The organism is Burkholderia anthina (genome assembly GCF_001547525.1).
In the GTDB taxonomy this organism is placed as follows: domain Bacteria; phylum Pseudomonadota; class Gammaproteobacteria; order Burkholderiales; family Burkholderiaceae; genus Burkholderia; species Burkholderia semiarida.
Map to the genome: position 1 here is coordinate 751087 of NZ_LNJP01000003.1, position 20288 is coordinate 771374.

The following is a 20288-nucleotide window of genomic DNA, read 5'->3' on the forward strand; positions in this document are numbered from 1 at the left end:
ACCGTGGCGCCGCGCGATGCCGGGTTTCCCCGCCCGGCATCGCGTGCGTGTTCGCCGGGTGGCTGCCCGACGCTGCTACGTGCTGCTTGCTACCTGCTGCTTGCCGCCTACTGCTGGATCCGCGCGTTGCGGATCAGATCCGCAACGACCTGCGCGGTTGCCTTCTCCATCGCGACCTGCTCGAGTTGCTGGCGCAGCGTGTCTTTCGCCTGATCGAACGGCGGCACCTGCGTCGGCCGCTTGTCGTCGGCCCGCACGATCCAGTACGCATCGCCGACCTGCACGGGCTCGCGCGTCATGCCGCCCTGCGGCAGTTTCACGAGCGCTTCGGCAAGCGGCTGCGGCCAGTTCTGCGTGTGGCCTGCCTCGATCGGCGTCTTGAACGAGATCCAGTTCAGCGCGCCACCCTGCGCCGCGGCCGGCCCCTTGCTGAACTGCCGCGCGAGGCCGCCGAAGTCCTCGCCTTTCTTGAGCCGCGCGAGGATCTGCCTGGCGGTGTCCGCGTCGTTGACGGCAATCACGCTCGGCTTGTATTCGTTCTCGCCGAGCGTCGCGACGACCGCGTCGTAGCGCGCCTTGACGTCCGCGTCCGTGACGGGTGCCGGCTTGATCTGATCGCGCAGGTACGCCTGCGTCATCGCGAGCGCCTTCGCCTGCTCGACGGCGGCCACGACCTGCGGCTTCGTGTCGTAGTGCTGCTTGAGCGCCGCCTGTCGAAACAACTCGCGCGCGATCAGCTGGTTCTTCAGCGCCGCGCGAAGCGCCGGCGTATCGGGCGCCTTCGACGCGCGCACGGCTTCGTCGACCTGCGCTTGCGGAATCGGCACGCCGTTCACGCTCGCGATCGCATCGGCCGGCATCGCGGCGGCTGCATCGGCGGGTTTCTTCGACGCCTTGGGAACCGCATACGCGTGCGGAGCGACAGCGGCGCACAGCGTCGCCGCGACGAGCGTGACGCCGATCTTGCGAATACGCGCCGACAGGTTGGATTGCATCGCGATCTCGCGACCGTTCGACAGGCGATTCATGAAGTTCTCCATCAGTCCGTCCAGTTGAGTGTGGCCAGCAACACGCTGGCCTTCTTGCCGAGTGCAGCTGGTTGCGCGAGCGCCTGCCCGACCAGCACTTCGGCCGACAGGGTTCCGCCTTTCAAACGCCATTGCGCGCGCGTGCCGACACCCGTGCCGACGAGCGACGGCCAGCCGCCCTGTGCGTTCAGGTGCGTCTTGCCGCCGTCCAGAAACACGTAGGGTTCGATGCGCGCGTCGTGCCACGCCGGCACGTTCTGCCAGGCCAGCTCGTTGCGCACGAATGCGCCGCTGTCGCCCGCGATCCCGCCTTCGGTAAACCCGCGGACCGAACCCATGCCGCCCAGAAAGATCTGCTCGTTGCCGAACAGCGCGACGCGGCTGTACTGCGCGCGCAGCGTGCCGCGATACGCCCACAGGGAACCGGCGAGATTGCCGAGCGTGAACTGCAGCGTGCCGGTGGCATCGAGCTTGGTGAACTGGCTGTGCGCATCGTCGATGCCGATGTCCGACGCATCGTGGTTGGCCGCCAGCCAGGGCAGCCCCTGCGACACGCCGACATCCCAGGTCGCGGCCGCGCCCTGATCGCGCATGACGAAGCGGGACAGCCCGTTCAGCGCGACCCGCAGCACCGTCAGGTTCTGCGGCGACAACGGAATGCCGTTGAGGTCGCGCTCGGTGCGCAGCTTGTTGAGCGTGACGTCGACGCTCATGCGCCCGCGCGGCGACCGCACCAGCACGTCGTTCCAGCCGAGCATCTGGCTGAACGTGCGCCCCGCGAGCAGCGCGACGTCGCCGATCGCCTGCTGGTACTCGGACATCGACGCCGTGTAGCTGAAAGTTTGATACCCGTACGGCACCGCCGCCGACAACACGACCGCGTTCGTGTCGGTCGTCCCGACGTAGCTGAACGACAGCGATTCCTGCAGTCCGATCACGTTGTCGGCTTCGACACCGGCGCGATAGCGCGTCCTGCCGGTCTGCGAGCTGCCGTAGTTGTCGATGCCGAAATCGTAATGAAGACGATCGCCATAGCGGTTCGAGATCGCGACGATCGAATCGCCCGGCGCTTCGCCGGGGAGAATCCGGATTTCGGCCTGATTGCGCCGCAACCGGTTGATCTGGTCGACGCCCTGCTCCAGGTCGGGCAGGCGCAGCACGTCGCCCGGCGTGCTCGCGAACGCCCATGCGGTGCCGGCTTCGGTCAGCAGCCCGCCGCCGCGCACTTCGTACCACTTCTCGTCGGGATCGCGCGGCCTCAGCGGCTTGCCGTTCAACGTCAACGCGGCCACGCGACCGGGGACGAGGTTGATCTTCAGCGTGCCGGACGCAAGATTCTGCGGCCCGAGGTACGCACGCGTCGTGATGTAGCCGCGCGAAATGAACGCTTCGGTCAGCCGGCGCAGCAGCAGATTGATCCGGTTGCGCCCGAGTTGCTTGCCGACGAACGGCGCCGCGATACGGTCCAGCTCGGGCTGCCCGAGGATCGCGTCGCCGGTGAATTCGATCCGCTCGATCGGGAACGTCGGCGCGACGTCCGGCAGCGTGTCGACGTCGGCGCCCGGCGGCAGGTCGGGCATCGCCGGCTGCTCGGGCACCGCGATCTGCGCCGGCGGTTGCGCGAGCTCGTCGCGGCGCTGCCGGTCGCGCTGCTCCTGCAGCAGACGCTGCGCGGGATCCTGCTCCGCACGCGGCACCGCGAACCCGGCCGGAAGCGCGCCGAGGCCCGGCGGCGCGCCGGCCGGCGGTGCGCCCGCGAGCTGTGCGTGCGCGCACGGCGACATCGCGCCGAGCGTCAACGCGAGCGCGGCGGCGATGCGGTGGTCCGTCTGCGACATCACAGGCCGAACCACGACACGAGGCCCATGTGATTGCGGTTGCCGATCGTCACGAGATCGCGATGGGGCGGCCGGATCGTCACGATGCCGCGCGCCGCGAGCACACCTTCGGGCGCGCTGTACGCGCCGCCGTCGATGTCGGCCTCGCCGGTCAGGCGCACCTTGCCGGTTCCCCCGGTGAACACGCCGCCCGTGTCGGCAGCATAGATCGCCGCCCAGCGATTGCCGAACCAGGCTTTCAGGTCGTGGTCGCGGTTGACCACCGTGTAGCCCGGTACGCCCTGCGCGAGCGTTTTCGGTGCGTCGAGCGTCAATGCGCCGAGCGCGAGCACGGTTCCGCCCGTGTTCGTGATTTGCGTACCGGCTTTCAGCTGGATGTCGGCCTTGGCCTCGATCACGCCGCCGAACGCCTGCACGTTCGACGATGCGCTCGCGCGGCAGAACACGAAGCACGAGCGCCGGTACGCTGCCTGCCCGGTGAAAACGGCTTGCGTGAGAATGTTTTCGCGCGCGGCGATATCGATCGCGCCGCCATTCGACAGGATCGATCCGCCGATATTCGTCACGTTCGCGGCGCGCACGGTCACGTTGCCCGCGTCGGCCGTGATGTACGCGAGTTTCGATGCATCGGCCAGCGCGCCATAGTCGACGGTGAAGCCGTCGCTACGATGCTTGAAGAACAGGAAGCGGCCGCGCTGCTCGGAGAAGCCGACCACCGCGCCGTTCTGCACGCCGGTGCTGTGGTCGACGATGTTCTGCAGGTCTCCGCCCGCGGCGATCGAAATGCTCTGGTTCGACAGGATCCGCGCATTCCGGTTGACGATATCGGCGCCCGCGGTCAGCGACACGTCGCCCTGAACGCCGAACAGGATGCCGAGCCGCGTCTGCGGCAACGACTCGTTCCGGATGCGGCCCGCCGCGTTCAGCGTCACCGCGCCCACCGAATCCGGGTCAGCGTCGATCGCGGTCTGCCCTTGCACCAGCGACCCGACATTCACGATGTCCGCCGCGCTCTTGAGCACCACGCCGCTTTGCGACGATGCCACGGTCGCGCCCTTCATCGCATCGTCGGGATTCAGCGCGATGCCCGCGCCGTTCAGCTTCACGCTGCCCGACGCCATCAGGCTGCTGCCCGTCAACGCGATCGCATCGGCTGCCGACACGTTCGCGTGGCCGCCCTTCGCCTTCATGTCGGTACCGGTCAGCGTGATGCCGCCCTGCACGGTCACGTCGAGATCTCGCGCGACGTCGACCTTCGCATGGGACATCTCGACGTTGCCGTTCGACGCCAGCGTGAACTCCCCCAGCGACGCATTCATCGCGCCGGCGCTGCGCACGCCGGGGCCGCGGTCCGTGACAATCAACTGCACGCGCCCGCTCGTCACGCTACCTGCGGCAGTGATGTCGATCGCATAGGACGACGCGGTGTCAGGGTGGGTCGTCGCGGTACGCGAGAGCCAGTCGTTCGCGTTGTCGTTCGGCGACAGCCCCGTGTTCAGCTCGGCACGGCTGCGTCCGGCCAGCAGGCGCACGCCGGCCGTCGCCGACGAAAACGTGTTGTCGATCGCGCCGTCGACGACGATGTTCTTCGCGATCAGATCGAGCCCGATCAGCGCGCCGGCGAGGCCGCCCGGACCGACGACGATCGTGCCGGTCGACGTATCGAGCACGATGTTGCGCTGGATCACGCCGGGGGCGATCTGCAGATCGTTGAAGCTCACGTTGCCGGTGGACAGCGCGACGTGCCCCGTATTGACGAACGATCCGCCGTTGACCGTGATGCCGTTCGGGTTCGCGAGCACGACGTTCGCGCGCGGCCCCGCCACCGCGATCTCGCCTTCGATCAGGCTGCGGTTGGTGCTCGTCACCTGGTTGACGATCGTGCGCGCGTTGATGCCGGCGTTGTTCAGCGTCGCGCCGGCGGTCGTCACGTTGAACGACGAATACGTGTTGCTCGATACGCCGGCGACCGCCGGCGCAAGATTGACGAGCTGCCGGCCGTTCGGCCCGACCGACACGCTCGTGGGCGTGCCGCCGTCCGGGACGATCCCCGCGGCGGCGGCGCAATGCGGCAGCAGTCCGGTTACGGCAAGGCAAAGGCACAGCGCGCGCCAGCCCCCGGTGCCTGCGCGCCCCATTGAATCGGTGCATCCCATTCTGATCTCGCGCACGGCTTCGCCGGCCGTGCGCCCTCGGTTTTTTGGTCGTGTGGTCGTACTGCTTTCGTCATACTTTTTTGAGATACCGAGGAAGAGTAACGGCGGGGCCACGACTTTCTTTAGGGCGCTTTATCGAATAATTTTTCTAATTCGTTCTGACCGGATATTACAAATTCATTTCGCATCGAGGCACAATGAAAGCATTCAGTCAATCTCGCGCCTCATGCCCTCTACATCGACGAACACGCCGCTCACCGTCATCCATCTGAACGGCCCGATCAACAGCGGCAAGACGACGATCGGTCGCGCACTCGCACGCGTGCTGCCCGATGCGCGCTTCATCGACGGCGACGATCACGACGCGCCCGAATCCGCGCCGTTCGACGTGCAATGGGCCATTGCGTTGGAGCGGCTCGTCGCGCAGATCGCGCAAGCGCGCGAACGCCACCTCGTGATCGCCTATCCGATCGGCGAAGCGGAATTCGAGCGGCTGCGCACGGCGTGCGCTGCGCGCGATGCGCGATTGTTCGTCGTCACGCTCGCGCCGCCCGAAGCGGTCGCGGTATCGAATCGCGGCACGCGTGCGCTGACGGACTGGGAGCGGCAACGGATCGCCGAGATGTATCGGGAAGGGTATGCGTCGCGCAGGTTCAGCGATTGCGTGATCGATACGTCGAACGCGTCGCCCGACGTGTGCGCGACGGAGATCGCGCGCCGCGCTCAGTGATGCCGCCGGATGCCCGACACGACCTGCTCGCGCGCCCCCTTGCGGCTCAGCATCAGCGTGACGACCGCCGATACCGCGAGCGTCCCCGCAACCACATACAGCCCCGCCGCATACCCGCCCGTCGCATGCTTGAGCCAGCCGATCGCGAACGGCCCGACGAAGCCGCCGAGATTGCCGATCGAGTTGATCATCGCGATGCCCGCCGCCGCACCGGCCCCCGACAGGAACGCGCTCGGCATCGCCCACAGCGGCGCCTTCGCGGCGCTGATCCCGACGTTGACGACGACCAGCGCGAGCACGGTCAGCAGCGCGGTGCTTCGCCGAAAACCATCGGCTCGCGCACAGGATGATGCCGGGGAAAAAGCCGGCTTCGGCCATGCCGAGCAGAAAGCGCATCACGTAGAAGCTCGTCGGCCCGGTCGCGAACGCGAATACGGCCGACCGGATGTCCACGCGAATCCGCCGGTTTCCCCGAGGAAGAATTGAGGCGGCCGAAGGCGACGCCGGGCGTCGGTACCTGCGCCCGGCAGCGCACGATTCCGGCTCGCGCGGTATGGCCGCACGGACGTTCACCCGGCATACGAGGACAATATTCCGGCAAGTTTCGGGCTAAATCGCCAAAATATTTACATCCTTCGATACGGATCGAATGGATGGCCAGCGCGTTTCGCCTCGCAACCGCTTGAGGATTTTCCGTCCGCATCCCGCCGTCACGCCACCGCCACCAGCCCGCCGTAGCGATCGGGGGTAACGACTGCACCCGGCGCCGGCCGCCACCCCACCGCCCCCGCCGCCGCCAGCCCTGCCTGCTCGTGCCCGGCCTGCACGAAACGCTCGGCGATCCAGTCGACGAACGCGCGCACGCCGGGCGACACATGCGGGCGCTTCACGTAGACGACCGACACGGCCAGCGCATCGGGCTGCCAGCGCGCCAGCACTTCCCGCAACCGCCCCGCGTCGATCAGCGCCTGCGCGGCGACGCGCGTCGGCTGGATCAGCCCGAGGCCGTGCACGCCGCAGGCGAGATACGCCTGCTCGTCGTCCACGCCGACGATACCGTCGAGCCGCACCTTGCGCACCGCGTCGTCCACCGCGAACTCGAGCTCGGCCGGACGCTGGCCGCAAACATGCGACCCGCCTACCGCGCGATGCCCGCCCAGATCGTCGGGCGTGCGCGGCACGCCGAAGCGGTCGAGATACGCGGGGCTCGCGCACGTCACGCGCTCGAGCGAGCCGAGCCGGCGCGCGACGAGCGACGAATCGGGCAGCGCACCGAGCCGGATACTGCAGTCGATCGCGTCGCCGACGCGATCGCCCGCGCGTCCGGCCACGGCGAGCATCAGTTCGAGATCGGGATGCCGCACATGGAATTCGCCGAGCGCCGGCAGCACGATCGCGCCCGCCACCGACGCCGGCAATTCCACGCGCAGCGGCCCGCTCGGATGCACCGCGGCGCCGCGAATGCTGGCTTCGAGCTCGTCGACGTCCGCGGTGATGCTGACGCAGCGCCGGTAATACGCGTCGCCTTCGGGCGTGGCCCGCAACGCGCGCGTCGTGCGCACCAGCAGCGGCATGCCGAGCGCCGCTTCGAGCTCCTGCACGGTGCGCGTCGCGGTGGCGCGCGAGATGCCGAGCGCCTGCGCGGCGCGGGTAAAGCTGTTCATTTCGACGATGCGCGTGAAGATGCGCATCGCGCGGATCGGATTGTCCACCGGACACCTCTACGGGGTTGCGACAGGCCGCGGCGCGCGCGTTCGCGCACCGCGCGTGCGTGTCGATGTCGACGCAAGCCGCGCGAGCGGCGCGGCCGCCGGGTCAGGCGTTCGCCGCCGCGACGCCGGGCGCCGGTTCGGCGAGCAGCCGTTGCGCGAGCGCCAGCGCGTCGTCGCGGGTCGCCGCCGCGTTCAGCGGATAACCCCAGACCTTCTCGAAGGCGCCCGAAAAAGCATTGAGCGCCACGCGCCGCGCCGCATCGGGCTCGATCGCGATCATCCCGGGGATCCGTTCGCGCGACAGCGCACGGTTGGCCTTGCTCCACTTCGCGAGCTGCTTGCGCATCTCGTGATCGTTATCGGCGCGATCGTCGCCGGACGGCGCATCGTCGGTCAGAAGAACGAAGCGTTCGCGGCGCGCGAGCAGCGCGTCGAGTTCGGCAATCAGGCGGGCAGGATCGGTGTGGGTCGAGCCGCTGTAACGCAGCCAGACAAACGGGAATTCAGTCGTGACGATTTGCATGTCGGCCTCCAGATGAGAACGATTCTCATTTTATGGAGCGGGACCGCGTGCGTCATTTCTCGTCCCGGCCAACTGCTTTTTCAATCCGGCCAAACGGGCACGGGCGCGATCCGGCGGGTCAGCGCTGCCGATCGGTCAGGAATTGCGTCGGCGGCTTGCCGGTCGCCTTGCGGAACATCGTGACGAAGCTGCTTGCGCTCTCGTAGCCGAGATCGATCGCGATCTGGTGCACGCGGCGGCCGGTCGTCAGCATCCGCAGCGACAGCGCGACGTGCAGCCGACGGCGCCAGTCGCCGAGGCTCATCCCGAGCTCCTTCGTCGCGAGCCGCGTCAGGCTGCGCTCGCTGATGCCCGCACGCCGCGCGAGCTCGGGCAGCGGCGACTTGTCGGCCGGATCGTCGAGCAGATGGTCGATCAGCTTGCGCAGCCGGCGGTCGGCCGGCATCGGCAGGTACAGGTCCTCGACCGGCGCCGCGACGAGCTCGTCGAGCAGCGTCGCGACCAGCCGCCCTTGCGGCCCGTCGACGTCGTACAGGTTCGGGAAACTGGCCGCCTTCAGCAGCAGCTCGCGCAACAGCGGCGACATGCCCAGCGTGCAGCAGCGCTTGGGCAAGTCGAGCGCCGCGTCGGGTTCGACCAGCACCGCGTAGTAGGTCGCGCCGGCCGAGCCGCGCGCCGCATGCGGGACATCGCCGGGAATCCAGACCGTGCATTGCGGCGGCGCGGTCCACACGCCGCCGTCGATCTCGCAATAGACGACGCCGGTCAGCGTGTAGAGCAGTTGCGCCTGTCGATGGCTGTGCCGCTCCAGCCGCCATTCGGGCTCGACGACGGAGCCGCCGAACACGACGAGCGGACGCGGCACGTGATCGACGTCGGTGTCCGCGGCGGAATCGGTGATCGATGGAAGGTCGCGCATGAAACGATAGGCTGTGAAAAAGGCCGGACGCCGGCGCGTCCTGTCGTGCTTATACCAGAAAGGCGCCGGCGCAGCCGCGCCGTTCGGGGGCGTCAGCGGCCGCGCGCCGAACCGAATACAATGCGCCGATCCCCTTGCCGCCGCGCCAACCCGCCGGAGCCGCCATGTTCGACCTGACCACGCTGACCACCTTCACGGCCGTCGTTCTGGGCCTGTTCCTGATCCCCGGCCCCGCCGTGCTGCTCGTGCTGAGCCGCACCGTGCAGGGCGGGCGCACGACCGGCATCCTGACCGGCCTCGGCGTCGCGAGCGGCGACTTCGTGCATACGCTGTTCGCGGCCGTCGGGCTGTCCGCGCTGCTGATGACGTCAGCGCTCGCGTTCAACATCGTCAAGCTGATCGGCGCCGCGTACCTGATCTATCTCGGCGCGCGCGCGCTGCTGGAGAAGCCGTCCGATCCGTCGCTGCCGCGGGTGGCGGCCGTCACGCCGCTCAACGCGTACCTGCAGGCGATTCCCGCCGAAGTGCTGAATCCGAAAACCGCGCTGTTCTTTCTCGCGTTCATGCCGCAGTTCGTGCATCCGGAACGCGGCTCGACGTTCGTGCAGTTCGCGGTGCTCGGGCTGATCTTCGTCGTGCTCAGTTCGCTCTACACGACGCTGATCGCGTGCTCGATCCGCCCGCTCGGTCGCATCGTCAAGCGGCTCACGTGGCTCGCACGCTGGCAGGGCAGGATCATCGGCTCGATCTTCATCGCGCTCGGGCTGCGCGTGGCCATGCAGCAGCGCTGATGGGCGCGACCGCATGACGCGCGCCGACGCGGACCTGCTCTACACCGACCCGCGCCTCGTCGCGGTGTACGACCTGTTCAACGCGGGCGATCGGGACTTCGTGTTCTATGCCGCGGCGATCGGCGCCGCCCGGCAACGCATTCTCGATCTCGGCTGCGGCACCGGCACGTTCGCGCGACGGCTCGCGGCGGCCGGGCATGACGTCGTCGCGATCGATCCGGCGCCTGCGATGATCGATTACGCGCGACGGCAGCCGGGCGCCGCCGCCGTCCGCTGGCTCGCGTGCGCGCTCGACGGCCTGCCGCCCGGTGCGCGATTCGATGCGGTCGTGATGACCGGGCACGCGTTTCAGTGCCTGCTGACCGACGACGATATCGACGCGACGCTGCGCGGCGTGCGACGCGTGCTCGCCGACGGCGGCCGCTTCCTGTTCGAGACCCGCAACCCGCGCACCGAACCGTGGCGAGCATGGACGCCCGCGCAGTCGGCACGCAGCGTCGAATCGCACGCATTCGGCATCGTCGATCTCCATCACGCGGTGCGTGCGATCGACGACGCGATCGTGACGTTCGACACGCACTACCGCTTCCGCCGCGACGACACGGTGCTGACGAATACGAGCCGGCTGCGTTTCATCTCGCAACCTGAACTGCAGGCGCACGTGACGGCGGCCGGTTTCGCGTCGGCCGACTGGTGCGGCGACTGGGACCACGCACCGTTCGACGCAGCGACCAGCGCGGAAATCATCGCGATCTGCCGCGCGTAACGGGCGCGGCGCAGACGTCATGCGCCTCGCTCGCCACGCGTCATCACGCGCGATCGAGCGCGCGCCGCACACCGTCCCAGTCGAGCCCGAACCGCGCGAGATACTTGCGCAGCCGGTCGGCATCGTTCGGCTGCTTCTTGCTCTGCCGCGACACCGCGAACAGCGTGCGCCCGGCTTCCGACAGGCTCGCCGACGTCCGACACACGTCGAGCACGCGTTCGAGCTGCGCCCGGTCGAACAGGTCGAGTTCCGCCGCACGCGCACCGAACACCGCATCGACGCATGCATCGGCCGCCCCCGCGCCGCCCGGCGACGACCACGTACGCGTCAGCCGCTCGACTTCCTGCTCGGCGAGCGCCTCGGTAATTCGTCCGGCATCGGCCAGCGTCGCCATCCGCGTGACCGAGGCCGACAATTCGCGGAAATTGCCGGCCCACGCCGCTCGCGGCGATGTCGCGAACGCGAGATAGCGCCGCTTCGCCTCCACGTTGAACCGCACCTGCTCGCCCTGCTCGCGGCCGAAACGGTCGAGCTCGAATTCGAGGTTCGGCTCGATGTCCTCGCGGCGCTCGGCGAGCCCCGGCAGTTCGTAGGTCCACAGGTTGATCCGCGCATAGAGATCCTCGCGGAACGTCCCGGCCGCCACCATCTGCCGCAGGTCGCGATGGGTGCCCGCGATCAGCTCGAAATCGCTGGTCGCCTCGACGTCCGCGCCCACCGGCAGGAAGCGCTTCTCCTCGATCGCCTTCAGCAGCATCGCCTGCTCGTCGAGCCCGAGTTCGCCGATCTCGTCGAGAAACAGCAGGCCGCCGTCCGCGGCGCGCAGCAGCCCCGCCCGCGCCGACTGCGCGCCGGTGAACGCGCCCTTCACGTGACCGAACAGCGTCGACATCGCCGCGTCGCCGCGCAGCGTCGCGCAGTTGATCTCGATGAACGGCCCCGCGAGCCGATGCCGGCCGCGCTTCAGCTCGTACACGCGCTTCGCGAGAAACGACTTGCCGGCCCCCGTCGGCCCGACCAGCAGCATCGGCGCGCGCGAACGCACGGCCACGCGCTCGAGTTGCTCGATCAGCGCATTGAAGCGCGCGTTGCGCGTCGCGATGCCGGCCTTCAGGAACGACACCGTTTCGTCGCGCTCGCGCGTGAAGCGCTGCGCGATCCGGTTGTAGCGGGACAGGTCGAGATCGATCACCGAGATCGTGCCCGGCCCGCTCGGCCCTTCGTCGGTCCGCTGCGGCGGCCCCGTCTGCACGAGGCGCGCGGGCAGGTAGCGCGCTTCCGCCAGCAGGAACCAGCAGATCTGCGCGACGTGCGTACCGGTCGTGATGTGGATCAGGTAATCCTCGTGTTCGAGGTCGAACGGATATGCGCGTGCGTAGTCGTGCAGCGTCGCGTAGACCTCCTCGAAATCCCACGGATCGCGGATCGTGATCGGCGTGAGTCGCACGTCGGTATGCGGCGACACGCGCGCGAGATCGTCCCGCACCTGGCTGGCGAGACGCGTGTAGTCCGGCGAATGCAGCAGTTCCAACCGATCGATCGGCAACTCCGGCTGCTCGCACAACGAAATCGTCGGCCGCCATTTGCGGTAACGGCGCGGCGCGCGGCCACCCTGGTCGAGCACCGTGCCGAGAAACCCGATGGCGACAGTCTTTCGCATATTTATCTCGCAGGATAAGAGGCGATCCGATTATATCGGATTACCGTGATGACCCTTCGGGCACGACGTCGATCCCCAGCCACGCACAATAGATAAATTCCTTTTATTTTCAATCGTTTAAGAAATTCACAAAGCCCCGGCACGCCCGCTGGCACGCTCCTCGCTAAATAAAGAACGCCGGATGTCCCGCTGGCCCACGAGCCAGGGTTCAACAAGCCCTGCTGGTGCGCCGCCGCCGAACCTCGTTCGTCGCGGCAGCGCATGCCGCCATGGACAGACGAAGGCAAACGGGCGCGCGTCGGGATGCTTCGTCCGGGTTCGAATCCCGGAGCGCCCATTGTTCGGAAGCTCAGCCAGGTGGAGCAGCCGGCGAAAGCCGGCCGGTGGCGGGTTCAAATCCCGCTCGAACGCTGTCCGCAAGGACGGTCTCGTATGAAAAGCAGTACCCGCCGGTGCGGGCCGCAAGGCCCGCCGCGCGTCGGACCGGTTGCGGTTCCGCGCGATCGGCCGGGCGGCCGCACGGCCAGCGCGAATGCGCACGACGACGCAAGGCAGCACGCGTCGCACTGTGCTTCGACGCCGGCCAGCGCGCCGCCCGCCCGATTGCGTCGCACCGCGATCCGCACGATGCGCGTCACCCGGCGGCCATTGAAGAAAAGGACAAGAATATGTGGATGCGACATGTAGTGAAAAAGAACGAGCGTGCGCTGCTGATGAATGAGGGCGATTTCGTGAAGGTGCTGGAACCGGGCGTGTTCAAGGCCTTCGATCCGTTCAAGCGTTTGTCGGTGCAGACCGCGCGTCTCGACGCGCCGCTCGCCGACGAAGCGTTGGCCGAGTATCTGCGTCACGACGCACAGGATGTGCTCGCGCAGTATTTCGTCGCGATGGATCTCGCCGACGATGAAGCGGGCCTGCGCTATGAAGACGACGTGCTCGTCGAGATCCTCGCGCCGGGCACGCGTCGGCTGTACTGGCACGGCCTGACCGCGCATCGGCTGGAACGTGTCGATCTCGCGCGGCACAGCATGCTGCCCGACGCGCTCGTGAAGCGCATCGCGCAACCGTCGCTGCGTGCGCGCGGCGTGGCCGGCCTGATGGGCGTGCTGCTGGCGCAGGTGCCGGCGTACCACGTCGGTGTACTGAAGATCGACGGCAAGATCGAGCGGTTGCTGGACGCGGGCACGTCGGCGTTCTGGCGCTTCAACCGCGACGTCGCGGTCGAGCTGGTCGATCTGCGCGTGCAGGCGATCGAAGTCGGCGGGCAGGAAATCCTCACGCGCGACAAGGTCGCGCTGCGGCTGAACCTGTCGGCGACGTGGCGCTATGCGGACGTGCTGCATGCGTTCGGCCAGTTGCAGAAGCCGGTCGAACACCTGTATCGCGAGTTGCAGTTCGCGCTGCGCTCGGCGGTCGGCACGCGCTCGCTCGACGAGCTGCTGGAGGACAAGCAGTCGCTCGACGACGTCGTGATCGCGCAAGTACGCGCCCGTCTCGACGGTTCGGGCCTGGACGTGCGCAGCGTCGGCGTGAAGGATATCGTGCTGCCGGGCGACATGAAGACGATCCTCGCGCAGGTGGTCGAAGCGGAGAAGTCCGCGCAGGCGAACGTGATTCGCCGCCGCGAGGAAACGGCGGCCACGCGTTCGCTGCTGAACACCGCGAAGGTGATGGAAGAGAACCCGACCGCGCTGCGGCTCAAGGAGCTGGAAACGCTCGAGCGCGTCGCGGAACGGATCGACCGCATCTCGGTGTTCGGCGGCCTCGATCAGGTGCTGAACGGACTCGTCAGCATCAAGGGCACGTAATGCAGGATCCGGCGCGATGCACGTGTATCGCGCCGGATACCGAAATGAATCAGGTGAAGCAAATGACGGACACGGATTATCAGGTAATGGAACTGGCGAACGGCAAGCCGGTGAAGATGTGGACGCAAGGCGTCGCCGTCGAGGAGGAAGCGCGCGCGCAACTGCGCAACACGGCGCAAATGCCGTTCATCTTCGGCCACGTCGCGGTGATGCCGGACGTGCACCTCGGCAAGGGTTCGACGATCGGCAGCGTGATTCCGACGAAGGGCGCGATCATCCCGGCCGCGGTCGGCGTCGACATCGGCTGCGGGATGATGGCCGCGCGCACGACGCTGACGGCGTCCGACCTGCCGGATTCGCTTGGTGGGCTGCGCGGCGCGATCGAACGCGCGGTGCCGCACGGCCGCGCGCCGGGCCGCCGCGATCCGGGCGCATGGGGCGATCGCGCGCCGGCCACCGTGACCGAAGCATGGAAGTCGCTGCAACCGGGCTTCCAGCGGATCGTCGACAAGTATCCGAAGCTGGAAAAGACGAACCACTACGCGCATCTCGGCACGCTCGGCACCGGCAACCACTTCATCGAAGTGTGCATCGACGAAGCGGACCGCGTGTGGTTCATGCTGCACAGCGGCTCGCGCGGCGTCGGCAATGCGATCGGCAGCCTGTTCATCGAACTCGCGCAGGCCGACATGCGGCAGCACATCGCGAACCTGCCGGACCGCAATCTCGCGTATTTCACCGAAGGCAGCCGGCACTTCGACGATTACGTCGAGGCGGTCGGCTGGGCGCAGGACTACGCGCGGCGCAACCGGCAGGCGATGATGGACGCGGTGATTGGCGCGGCGCGCGGCGCGATCGCGAAGCCGTTTTCGGTCGACGAGCACGCGGTGAACTGCCACCACAACTACGTGCAGCGCGAACGCCACTTCGGCGAAGAGGTGCTCGTCACGCGCAAGGGCGCGGTGTCCGCGCAGAAGGGGCAGCTCGGGATCATTCCGGGGTCGATGGGCGCGAAGAGCTTCATCGTGCGCGGGCTCGGCAATCCGGAAAGCTTCTGCTCGTGCAGCCACGGCGCGGGCCGGACGATGAGCCGCACCGAAGCGAAGCGCCGCTTCACGGCCGACGATCAGGCGAAGGCGACGCAGGGCGTCGAATGCCGGAAGGACGCGGGCGTCGTCGATGAAATTCCGATGGCGTACAAGGACATCGACGCGGTGATGGCGGCCCAGCGCAGCCTCGTCGAAGTCGTGCATACGCTGCGCCAGGTGGTGTGCGTGAAAGGATAGCGCGGTGCGCGGCCAATGGCCGGCGGCCGCGCGCAACAAAAGGGAAACAACAATGAAAACGGAACAATTGACGCCCGTGCGCAGCGCGCACCCGGTCGATCCGGCCGTGCGGGCGCGCGTGATGGCAGAACTCGCGGAAGTCGAGCGCCGCCACGACGTGACCGTGCTGTTCGCATGCGAATCGGGCAGCCGCGGCTGGGGCTTCGCATCGCCGGACAGCGACTACGACGTGCGCTTCGTGTATGCACACCGGCGCGACTGGTACCTGAGCGTCGAACCGCAGCGCGACGTGATCGAGCGGCCACTCGACGACGAACTCGACGTCAGCGGTTGGGAACTGCGCAAGGCGCTGCAACTGCTGCGCCGCTCGAACCCGACGCTGCTCGAATGGCTCGACTCGCCCGTCGTGTATCGCGAAGACGCGCGCTGGGCGCCGCGGCTCAGGTCGCTGGCGTCGGCGTTCTTCTCGCCGGTGCGCGGGCGTCATCACTACCTCGCGATGGCGAAGAAGAACTTTCGCGGCTACCTGCAAGGCGACACGGTGCGTTACAAGAAGTACCTGTACGTGCTGCGGCCGCTGCTCGCGGTACGCTGGATCGACTCCGGGCTCGGGATGCCGCCGATGCGCTTCGTGGATCTCGTCGACGGCACGGTGCACGAGCCGGCGGTGCGCGCGGAACTCGACGCGTTGCTCGCGCTGAAGATGAGCGCGAACGAAAGCGAATACGGGCCGCGCCGGCCGGCGATCCACGCGCTCGTCGAGACGATGCTCGCCGATGCCGAACACGATCGCGAATACAAGCGGCCATGGGGCGACGTGGCGATGCTCGACGCGTTCCTGCGCGACGTGGTCGACGATCGATGAAAAGCGGGCGGCGCGACGCCTTTGGGTGTCGCGCCGCTTCCGCATCCGCACCTGCCCGGCCCATGCACGCGAGCAACGCTCGTGCCCGCACACTGCGCGTCGTCTTCACGATCGCAACGCATTGCGGCGGTATACTCGATGTCGTTCGGTGACGCGCGCCGCCGCATGCGCCGCAGCCTTCGACCTGCCCGCTTGCTGACGATGCGTTTGCAGCCCGACGTCTTCCGCGCGCCCATCCACAGTCGATACGAACCGTCATGTCGCACCGCCTTTCGCTCGCCATCGCCGCCCTCCTCGCCGTTTCCCCGATCGTTGCCCAGGCTCGCCCGCTCGCGCGGCCGCCGGTCGAGCGCGAATTCAAGAGCTGGTCGGTCGTCTGCGACAACGGCAATCGCTGTATCGCGGAAAGCCATGCCGACGATATCGACGATGCACGCACCGGCCTGATCCTGCGCGTGACGCGCGATGCCGGCCCGGACGCGCAGCCCTCGCTCGATCTCTACGCATCGGCGCCGATCGACTTGCGCACCGCACGCGTCGATGGCCGGCCGTTCGATGCGATGCCGGCGCAATGGCATGCGTTCGGCGACAAGTCCAGCGATCAGGCGCACCCGTTCCGGATCCGGACCGACGATCCGGCAACGGTGGCTGCGTGGCTCGCCGCGGCGCGCAATGCGCAACTGCTGAGCTTCGGCGATCCGGCATCGGCGCCCGCCGCTCGCACGCCGTTGTCGGGACTGAATGCCGCGCTGCTGCTGATCGACGACACGCAGGGCCGCGTCGGCACGGTCACGGCGTTGCTGCGCCCGGGCCTCAAGCCTGCGTCGTCGGTACCGGCCGCGCCCGCGTTGCCGCCCGCGGTCACGCCCGCCCCGCCGCCCGTGTCGAATCTGTCGGCCGCCGAACAGCGGCCGCTCGTCGACGCGGTACTCGCGAAATTCGGCGCCGACGTGAAGCAATGCGCGGCCGATGTCGAAGACGAAATGTCGGCGAGCGATCGCAGGAAGGCGTCGAGAGCCGTCGCGATTTCGTCCGACGAGGCGCTCGTCGCGATTCCGTGCCAGACAAGTAGCCTGTATAACCACACCGGCCTGTGGTATCGCGTGCGCCGCACTGCCCCCTACGCGCCGGTCGCGATGAACTTCGGCGAGAACGCGAGCGCGGGTCTCGATGCTGCGTCGTTCGCGAACGAACTGACCGACGCCGGCTACGATCCCGCGAGCGCGACGCTGTCGAGCACGGTCCGGCTGCGCGGCGCGGGCGATTGCGGCTCGACCGCGTCGTGGGTCTTCGACGGTCGGCGCTTCGTACTCGACGGCCTCGCGACGCACAGCACCTGCAACGGCCTGTTCCGGGACCAGTGGCCGCGCCTGTATCGCCGGGCCGATGCGGCCGGCGGCTCGCACTGACGCGTCACGTCACGCGGCGCCGACGATCGAGAATCCGTCCCGGCCCTTCCGTTCCACCGTCTGCACGGCTGTCGTCATGAGCGTCGGTTCGGCCGCGACGCGCGCGAACCCGTCGCGCACGCCGACGACGTCCGGATCGGCCACGCACCGTCAACGATCGCCGGCCGAACTCGCGAAGGCCGGCGTGAAGGAGGAAACGGTGCGGCTGTCGATCGGCATCGAGCATATCGACGACCTGCTCGCTGATCTCGACCAGGCGCTCGCGCAGCTTTGAGCCAAACGGGTGCGCCGGCTTGCCGGTGCGCCCGCATCAAGCCGCTTGACCCTGGAGCGGCTTCAAGGTGTTCAATCCCCGGTTGATGCCGGGGCGACGCCCGGCGCGTACGATCGTGCAACGCCCCCTGCGCTGCGATACGCCAACCGCCGAGAGACCCCATGACGCCGACCGCGAAGCTTGCGCTGCTCACGTTACCGCCCGTGCTGGCGGCCTGTTTTGGCGCCCTCGCGGCCGCGTGGCGCGCGCCCGGCCCGAAAACGTCGAGCGCGATCCAGCATTTCACCGGCGGCATCGTGTTCGCGGCCGCCGCGCTCGAATTGCTGCCGCAGGACCGTGCGCATGCGCTGTTTCCGGTCGTCGTCGGTTTCGTGCTCGGCATCGCGCTGATGCTCGCGATTCGCGCGCTGTCGGGCGCGATCGAGACACGTTTCGAGGAAGCACGCTTGCCGGTGAGCCTGATCATCGTCACCGCGATCGACCTCGTCGTCGACGGCCTCGTTCTCGGCATCGCGTTTTCCGCGAGCGACGAAAGCGGGATCATCCTGACCGTCGCGCTGACGCTCGAGGTGCTGTTCCTCGCGCTGTCGGTCAGCGCGGCCTTGGCCGCAGCCGGCATCGGCCGCATGCTGTCGATCGTCGTACCGGTCGTGCTCGCGGCGCTGCTGAGCGTCGCGGCCGTTGCCGGCAATGCGGCGTTCGCCGGACTGCCCGCGAATATCTATGCTGCCCTTCTGGGGCTGGGTACCGTCGCGCTGCTGTACCTCGTCACCGAAGAACTGCTGGTCGAAGCGCACGAGGTGCCCGAAACGCCGTTCGCGACGGCTTCGTTCTTCATCGGGTTCATCGTGTTCTTCCTGATCGAAGGATCGGTGAAGGCCGGGTAAGCCGCGCGCGATGGCGCGACGGTTACCACGTCGTCGCGCCGGTCGGATAGGTATCGACGATACGTGTGCCGTTGACCGGCGTGACGCCCTCGTTGCGCAGCGCGGTCCACAGGTCGATCGCATGTTCGCGCGACTTGCGGCTGCCGTCGTCGGTCAGCACGTTCAGCGCGATCACTTCGTCGCGCGTCGTCAGTTGCAGCTGTTCCTTGAGCTTGCGCGACTGATGCGACGCGCTACGGACGTCGCCGAGCACGATCCGTTTCTCCGCGACGGTCGGCGCGTCGCCGGCATCGGCCGGCACGAACGTCAGCCGGCCGCTGGCGACTTCGCATTGCCCGCGCGCGAATGTCGCGGTCCACGCGCCAGCCGGCACGGCGGCCAACTCGCAGCGCATCCGCTCGTTCACGCGGCTGCCAACGTCGTGCGCCGATGCGTGCGACAGCGCACGTTCCGGCCAGCCTGCGGCCATTGCCGCCGTCGACATCAGACACGCCGCCAGCACGATCCCTTTTGCGATAGTACGCATCGTATGCTCCTCTTCGTATGGAGTGCGGTGGCCGGCACAGCGCCGGCTGACAAAAATGTCATGTTGCGATCAGGTTCGCGATGCGCCGCGTCGCTACCATCGAACGCGTCACGGGCCCTGCCCGTTCCCACCCACGCAGCGGGTCGCTGCCGCACGGCACGATCACGCATTAGGCCCGGGCTCGTCGAGTGCCGGGCCTTTTTTTTACGCGTGTCCGACACTCACCGCACCGAATTGCGCTGCGCGTACACGCACGGATGCGTTTTCACATACAGGTTCGGATTGCCGCAGCGATGCCCGGCATAGTCGACCTGCTCGCCGGGCATCAGGCCGGACGGCACGGGTTTGCGGCCGACTGCGGCGGCAGGGGTCGCAGTGTCGGAACGTGTCGGCGCACAGCCCGCGAACAACGGGACGATCAAGGCTGCGATCAAGGCGAGGCGAATGACGGGACGATGCAATTTTAGGTCCGGAATGAAGGGCTGAACGGCGCCGCCCGCGATCGATGCCGCTATCGCGACCGGCATGCACGCCGCCGGCACGGTCGGCCAACGGCAGACTTCATGTTCCGCTTCCCGCTCATCGCACCCATGACGCGAACATGACGGTTGCGTCATGTCGGGTGTGTCCACACGGGGCCCGCTCGCGCCCCGCAATCTGACGCATTTTTCATCTCGCGATCACGATCACGCACGGCCGCTTTCGCATACTGGGTCCATGGTTCGCCACCCGGCGGCCCTGATCAAGGAGAGCATTCAATGAAAAGCGCAAACCTCGCAGCATGGTTCGTCGTCGCCACGCTGTCGCTCGGCATGGCCACGCAGGCCGCATTCGCCCAGACGCAAACGCAGGGCAAGACCCGCACGCAGGTCGTCAATGAACTGAAGCAGGCGCAGCACGACGGCATCGTGCCGATCAGCAAGACGCAGTACCCGCCGACCGGCGAGCTCATCGCGCGCAACAAGGAGCTACACGAGATCTCGGTGCATGGCGGCGAGCAGAAGCCGCAGACCGACAACCACGACAGCCTGGCCGCGAAGCAATGATGCGCGGCCGCACGGGCGCCGGCAGCGCGCGCCGCGCGGCTGTCTCACCGCGAACGCGCGGGCG

18 protein-coding genes, 1 tRNA gene and 3 pseudogenes are annotated in these 20288 nt (G+C 67.9%); 11 read left to right on the forward strand and 11 right to left on the reverse strand.

Going from position 1 to position 20288, the window contains the following annotated elements; genetic code table 11:
* Window positions 1-107: 107 nt before the first annotated feature.
* The 3 genes from WS64_RS23575 to WS64_RS23585 are packed head-to-tail and all read right to left on the reverse strand — an operon-like array spanning window position 108 to window position 5022.
* Window positions 108-1028, reverse strand: coding sequence for a peptidyl-prolyl cis-trans isomerase (locus WS64_RS23575; protein WP_060968566.1), 921 nt, complete (start codon window positions 1026-1028; stop codon window positions 108-110).
* Between the two features lie 11 nt (window positions 1029-1039).
* Entirely contained in the window at window positions 1040-2866 is a 1827-nt protein-coding gene (locus tag WS64_RS23580) for a ShlB/FhaC/HecB family hemolysin secretion/activation protein (RefSeq protein WP_060967858.1), read from the reverse strand.
* Window positions 2866-5022, reverse strand: a complete 2157-nt coding sequence (locus WS64_RS23585; RefSeq protein ID WP_060967859.1) for a filamentous hemagglutinin N-terminal domain-containing protein — start codon at window positions 5020-5022, stop codon at window positions 2866-2868. The genes WS64_RS23580 and WS64_RS23585 overlap by 1 nt, the downstream gene beginning before the upstream one ends.
* 226 nt (window positions 5023-5248) lie before the next feature.
* Here WS64_RS23585 and WS64_RS23590 point away from each other — a divergent pair, with 226 nt between their 5' ends.
* A complete protein-coding gene (locus WS64_RS23590; RefSeq protein ID WP_060967860.1) occupies window positions 5249-5752 on the forward strand; it encodes a nucleoside/nucleotide kinase family protein in 504 nt (167 codons plus the stop codon).
* On the opposite strand, the pseudogene WS64_RS23595 reads toward WS64_RS23590, so the two are convergent.
* The 4 genes and pseudogenes from WS64_RS23595 to WS64_RS23610 form a co-directional block, all read right to left on the reverse strand.
* A pseudogene (locus tag WS64_RS23595) lies at window positions 5746-6069 on the reverse strand (MFS transporter); the annotation flags it as partial. The gene WS64_RS23590 and the pseudogene WS64_RS23595 overlap by 7 nt on opposite strands.
* Window positions 6070-6462: 393 nt before the next feature.
* The gene (locus tag WS64_RS23600; RefSeq protein WP_060967862.1) at window positions 6463-7464 is read right to left on the reverse strand and encodes a LysR family transcriptional regulator; all 1002 of its coding nucleotides are present in this window, start codon (window positions 7462-7464) and stop codon (window positions 6463-6465) included.
* Window positions 7465-7567: 103 nt separating this feature from the next.
* Window positions 7568-7987 (reverse strand): hypothetical protein, encoded by a 420-nt coding sequence (locus tag WS64_RS23605; RefSeq protein WP_060967863.1) that lies wholly within the window; start codon window positions 7985-7987, stop codon window positions 7568-7570.
* Window positions 7988-8105: 118 nt separating this feature from the next.
* The gene (locus WS64_RS23610) at window positions 8106-8906 is read right to left on the reverse strand and encodes an AraC family transcriptional regulator (RefSeq protein ID WP_060967864.1); all 801 of its coding nucleotides are present in this window, start codon (window positions 8904-8906) and stop codon (window positions 8106-8108) included.
* Window positions 8907-9070: 164 nt separating this feature from the next.
* Here WS64_RS23610 and WS64_RS23615 point away from each other — a divergent pair, with 164 nt between their 5' ends.
* Both WS64_RS23615 and WS64_RS23620 read left to right on the forward strand, forming a co-directional pair.
* Complete coding sequence (locus WS64_RS23615) at window positions 9071-9697, forward strand: LysE family translocator (RefSeq protein ID WP_060967865.1); 627 nt, start codon at window positions 9071-9073, stop codon at window positions 9695-9697.
* 13 nt (window positions 9698-9710) lie between these two features.
* The gene (locus tag WS64_RS23620; protein ID WP_060967866.1) at window positions 9711-10463 is read left to right on the forward strand and encodes a class I SAM-dependent methyltransferase; all 753 of its coding nucleotides are present in this window, start codon (window positions 9711-9713) and stop codon (window positions 10461-10463) included.
* Between the two features lie 43 nt (window positions 10464-10506).
* Here WS64_RS23620 and rtcR read toward each other — a convergent pair whose 3' ends face one another.
* Window positions 10507-12123 carry an RNA repair transcriptional activator RtcR gene (rtcR, locus tag WS64_RS23625; RefSeq protein WP_060967867.1) on the reverse strand — a complete coding sequence of 539 codons (1617 nt, stop codon included), beginning with the start codon at window positions 12121-12123 and terminating at the stop codon, window positions 10507-10509.
* Between the two features lie 338 nt (window positions 12124-12461).
* Here rtcR and WS64_RS34525 point away from each other — a divergent pair.
* The 5 genes from WS64_RS34525 to WS64_RS23645 all read left to right on the forward strand — a co-directional run bounded on the left by WS64_RS34525 (window position 12462) and on the right by WS64_RS23645 (window position 17491).
* Window positions 12462-12534, forward strand: a tRNA-Phe gene (locus WS64_RS34525).
* 257 nt (window positions 12535-12791) lie between these two features.
* Window positions 12792-13931, forward strand: a complete 1140-nt coding sequence (locus tag WS64_RS23630) for a slipin family protein (protein ID WP_060967868.1) — start codon at window positions 12792-12794, stop codon at window positions 13929-13931.
* Window positions 13932-13993: 62 nt separating this feature from the next.
* Window positions 13994-15217: an RtcB family protein gene (locus WS64_RS23635; RefSeq protein ID WP_060968567.1), complete on the forward strand. Its 1224-nt coding sequence runs from the start codon at window positions 13994-13996 to the stop codon at window positions 15215-15217.
* A gap of 52 nt (window positions 15218-15269) precedes the next feature.
* Window positions 15270-16082, forward strand: coding sequence for a nucleotidyltransferase domain-containing protein (locus WS64_RS23640; RefSeq protein ID WP_059580270.1), 813 nt, complete (start codon window positions 15270-15272; stop codon window positions 16080-16082).
* Window positions 16083-16339: 257 nt separating this feature from the next.
* Entirely contained in the window at window positions 16340-17491 is a 1152-nt protein-coding gene (locus tag WS64_RS23645) for a DUF1176 domain-containing protein (RefSeq protein ID WP_060967869.1), read from the forward strand.
* Window positions 17492-17500: 9 nt separating this feature from the next.
* Here WS64_RS23645 and WS64_RS35350 read toward each other — a convergent pair.
* Window positions 17501-17629: pseudogene (locus tag WS64_RS35350) on the reverse strand (methyltransferase); the annotation flags it as partial.
* On the opposite strand from WS64_RS35350, the pseudogene WS64_RS23650 reads away from it, so the two are divergent.
* Together WS64_RS23650 and WS64_RS23655 are read left to right on the forward strand one after the other, a co-directional pair.
* Window positions 17625-17765 (forward strand): annotated as a pseudogene (locus WS64_RS23650) (PLP-dependent transferase); the annotation flags it as partial. The pseudogenes WS64_RS35350 and WS64_RS23650 sit on opposite strands and share 5 nt — an antisense overlap.
* A gap of 161 nt (window positions 17766-17926) precedes the next feature.
* Window positions 17927-18652, forward strand: coding sequence for a ZIP family metal transporter (locus tag WS64_RS23655; RefSeq protein ID WP_060967871.1), 726 nt, complete (start codon window positions 17927-17929; stop codon window positions 18650-18652).
* Window positions 18653-18674: 22 nt separating this feature from the next.
* On the opposite strand, the gene WS64_RS23660 is transcribed toward WS64_RS23655, so the two are convergent.
* Window positions 18675-19178: a hypothetical protein gene (locus WS64_RS23660; RefSeq protein ID WP_060967872.1), complete on the reverse strand. Its 504-nt coding sequence runs from the start codon at window positions 19176-19178 to the stop codon at window positions 18675-18677.
* 221 nt (window positions 19179-19399) lie between these two features.
* Window positions 19400-19795, reverse strand: a complete 396-nt coding sequence (locus WS64_RS23665) for a hypothetical protein (RefSeq protein ID WP_244166644.1) — start codon at window positions 19793-19795, stop codon at window positions 19400-19402.
* Between the two features lie 141 nt (window positions 19796-19936).
* On the opposite strand from WS64_RS23665, the gene WS64_RS23670 reads away from it, so the two are divergent.
* Window positions 19937-20224 (forward strand): DUF4148 domain-containing protein, encoded by a 288-nt coding sequence (locus tag WS64_RS23670; RefSeq protein WP_060967874.1) that lies wholly within the window; start codon window positions 19937-19939, stop codon window positions 20222-20224.
* Window positions 20225-20288 lie beyond the last annotated feature (64 nt).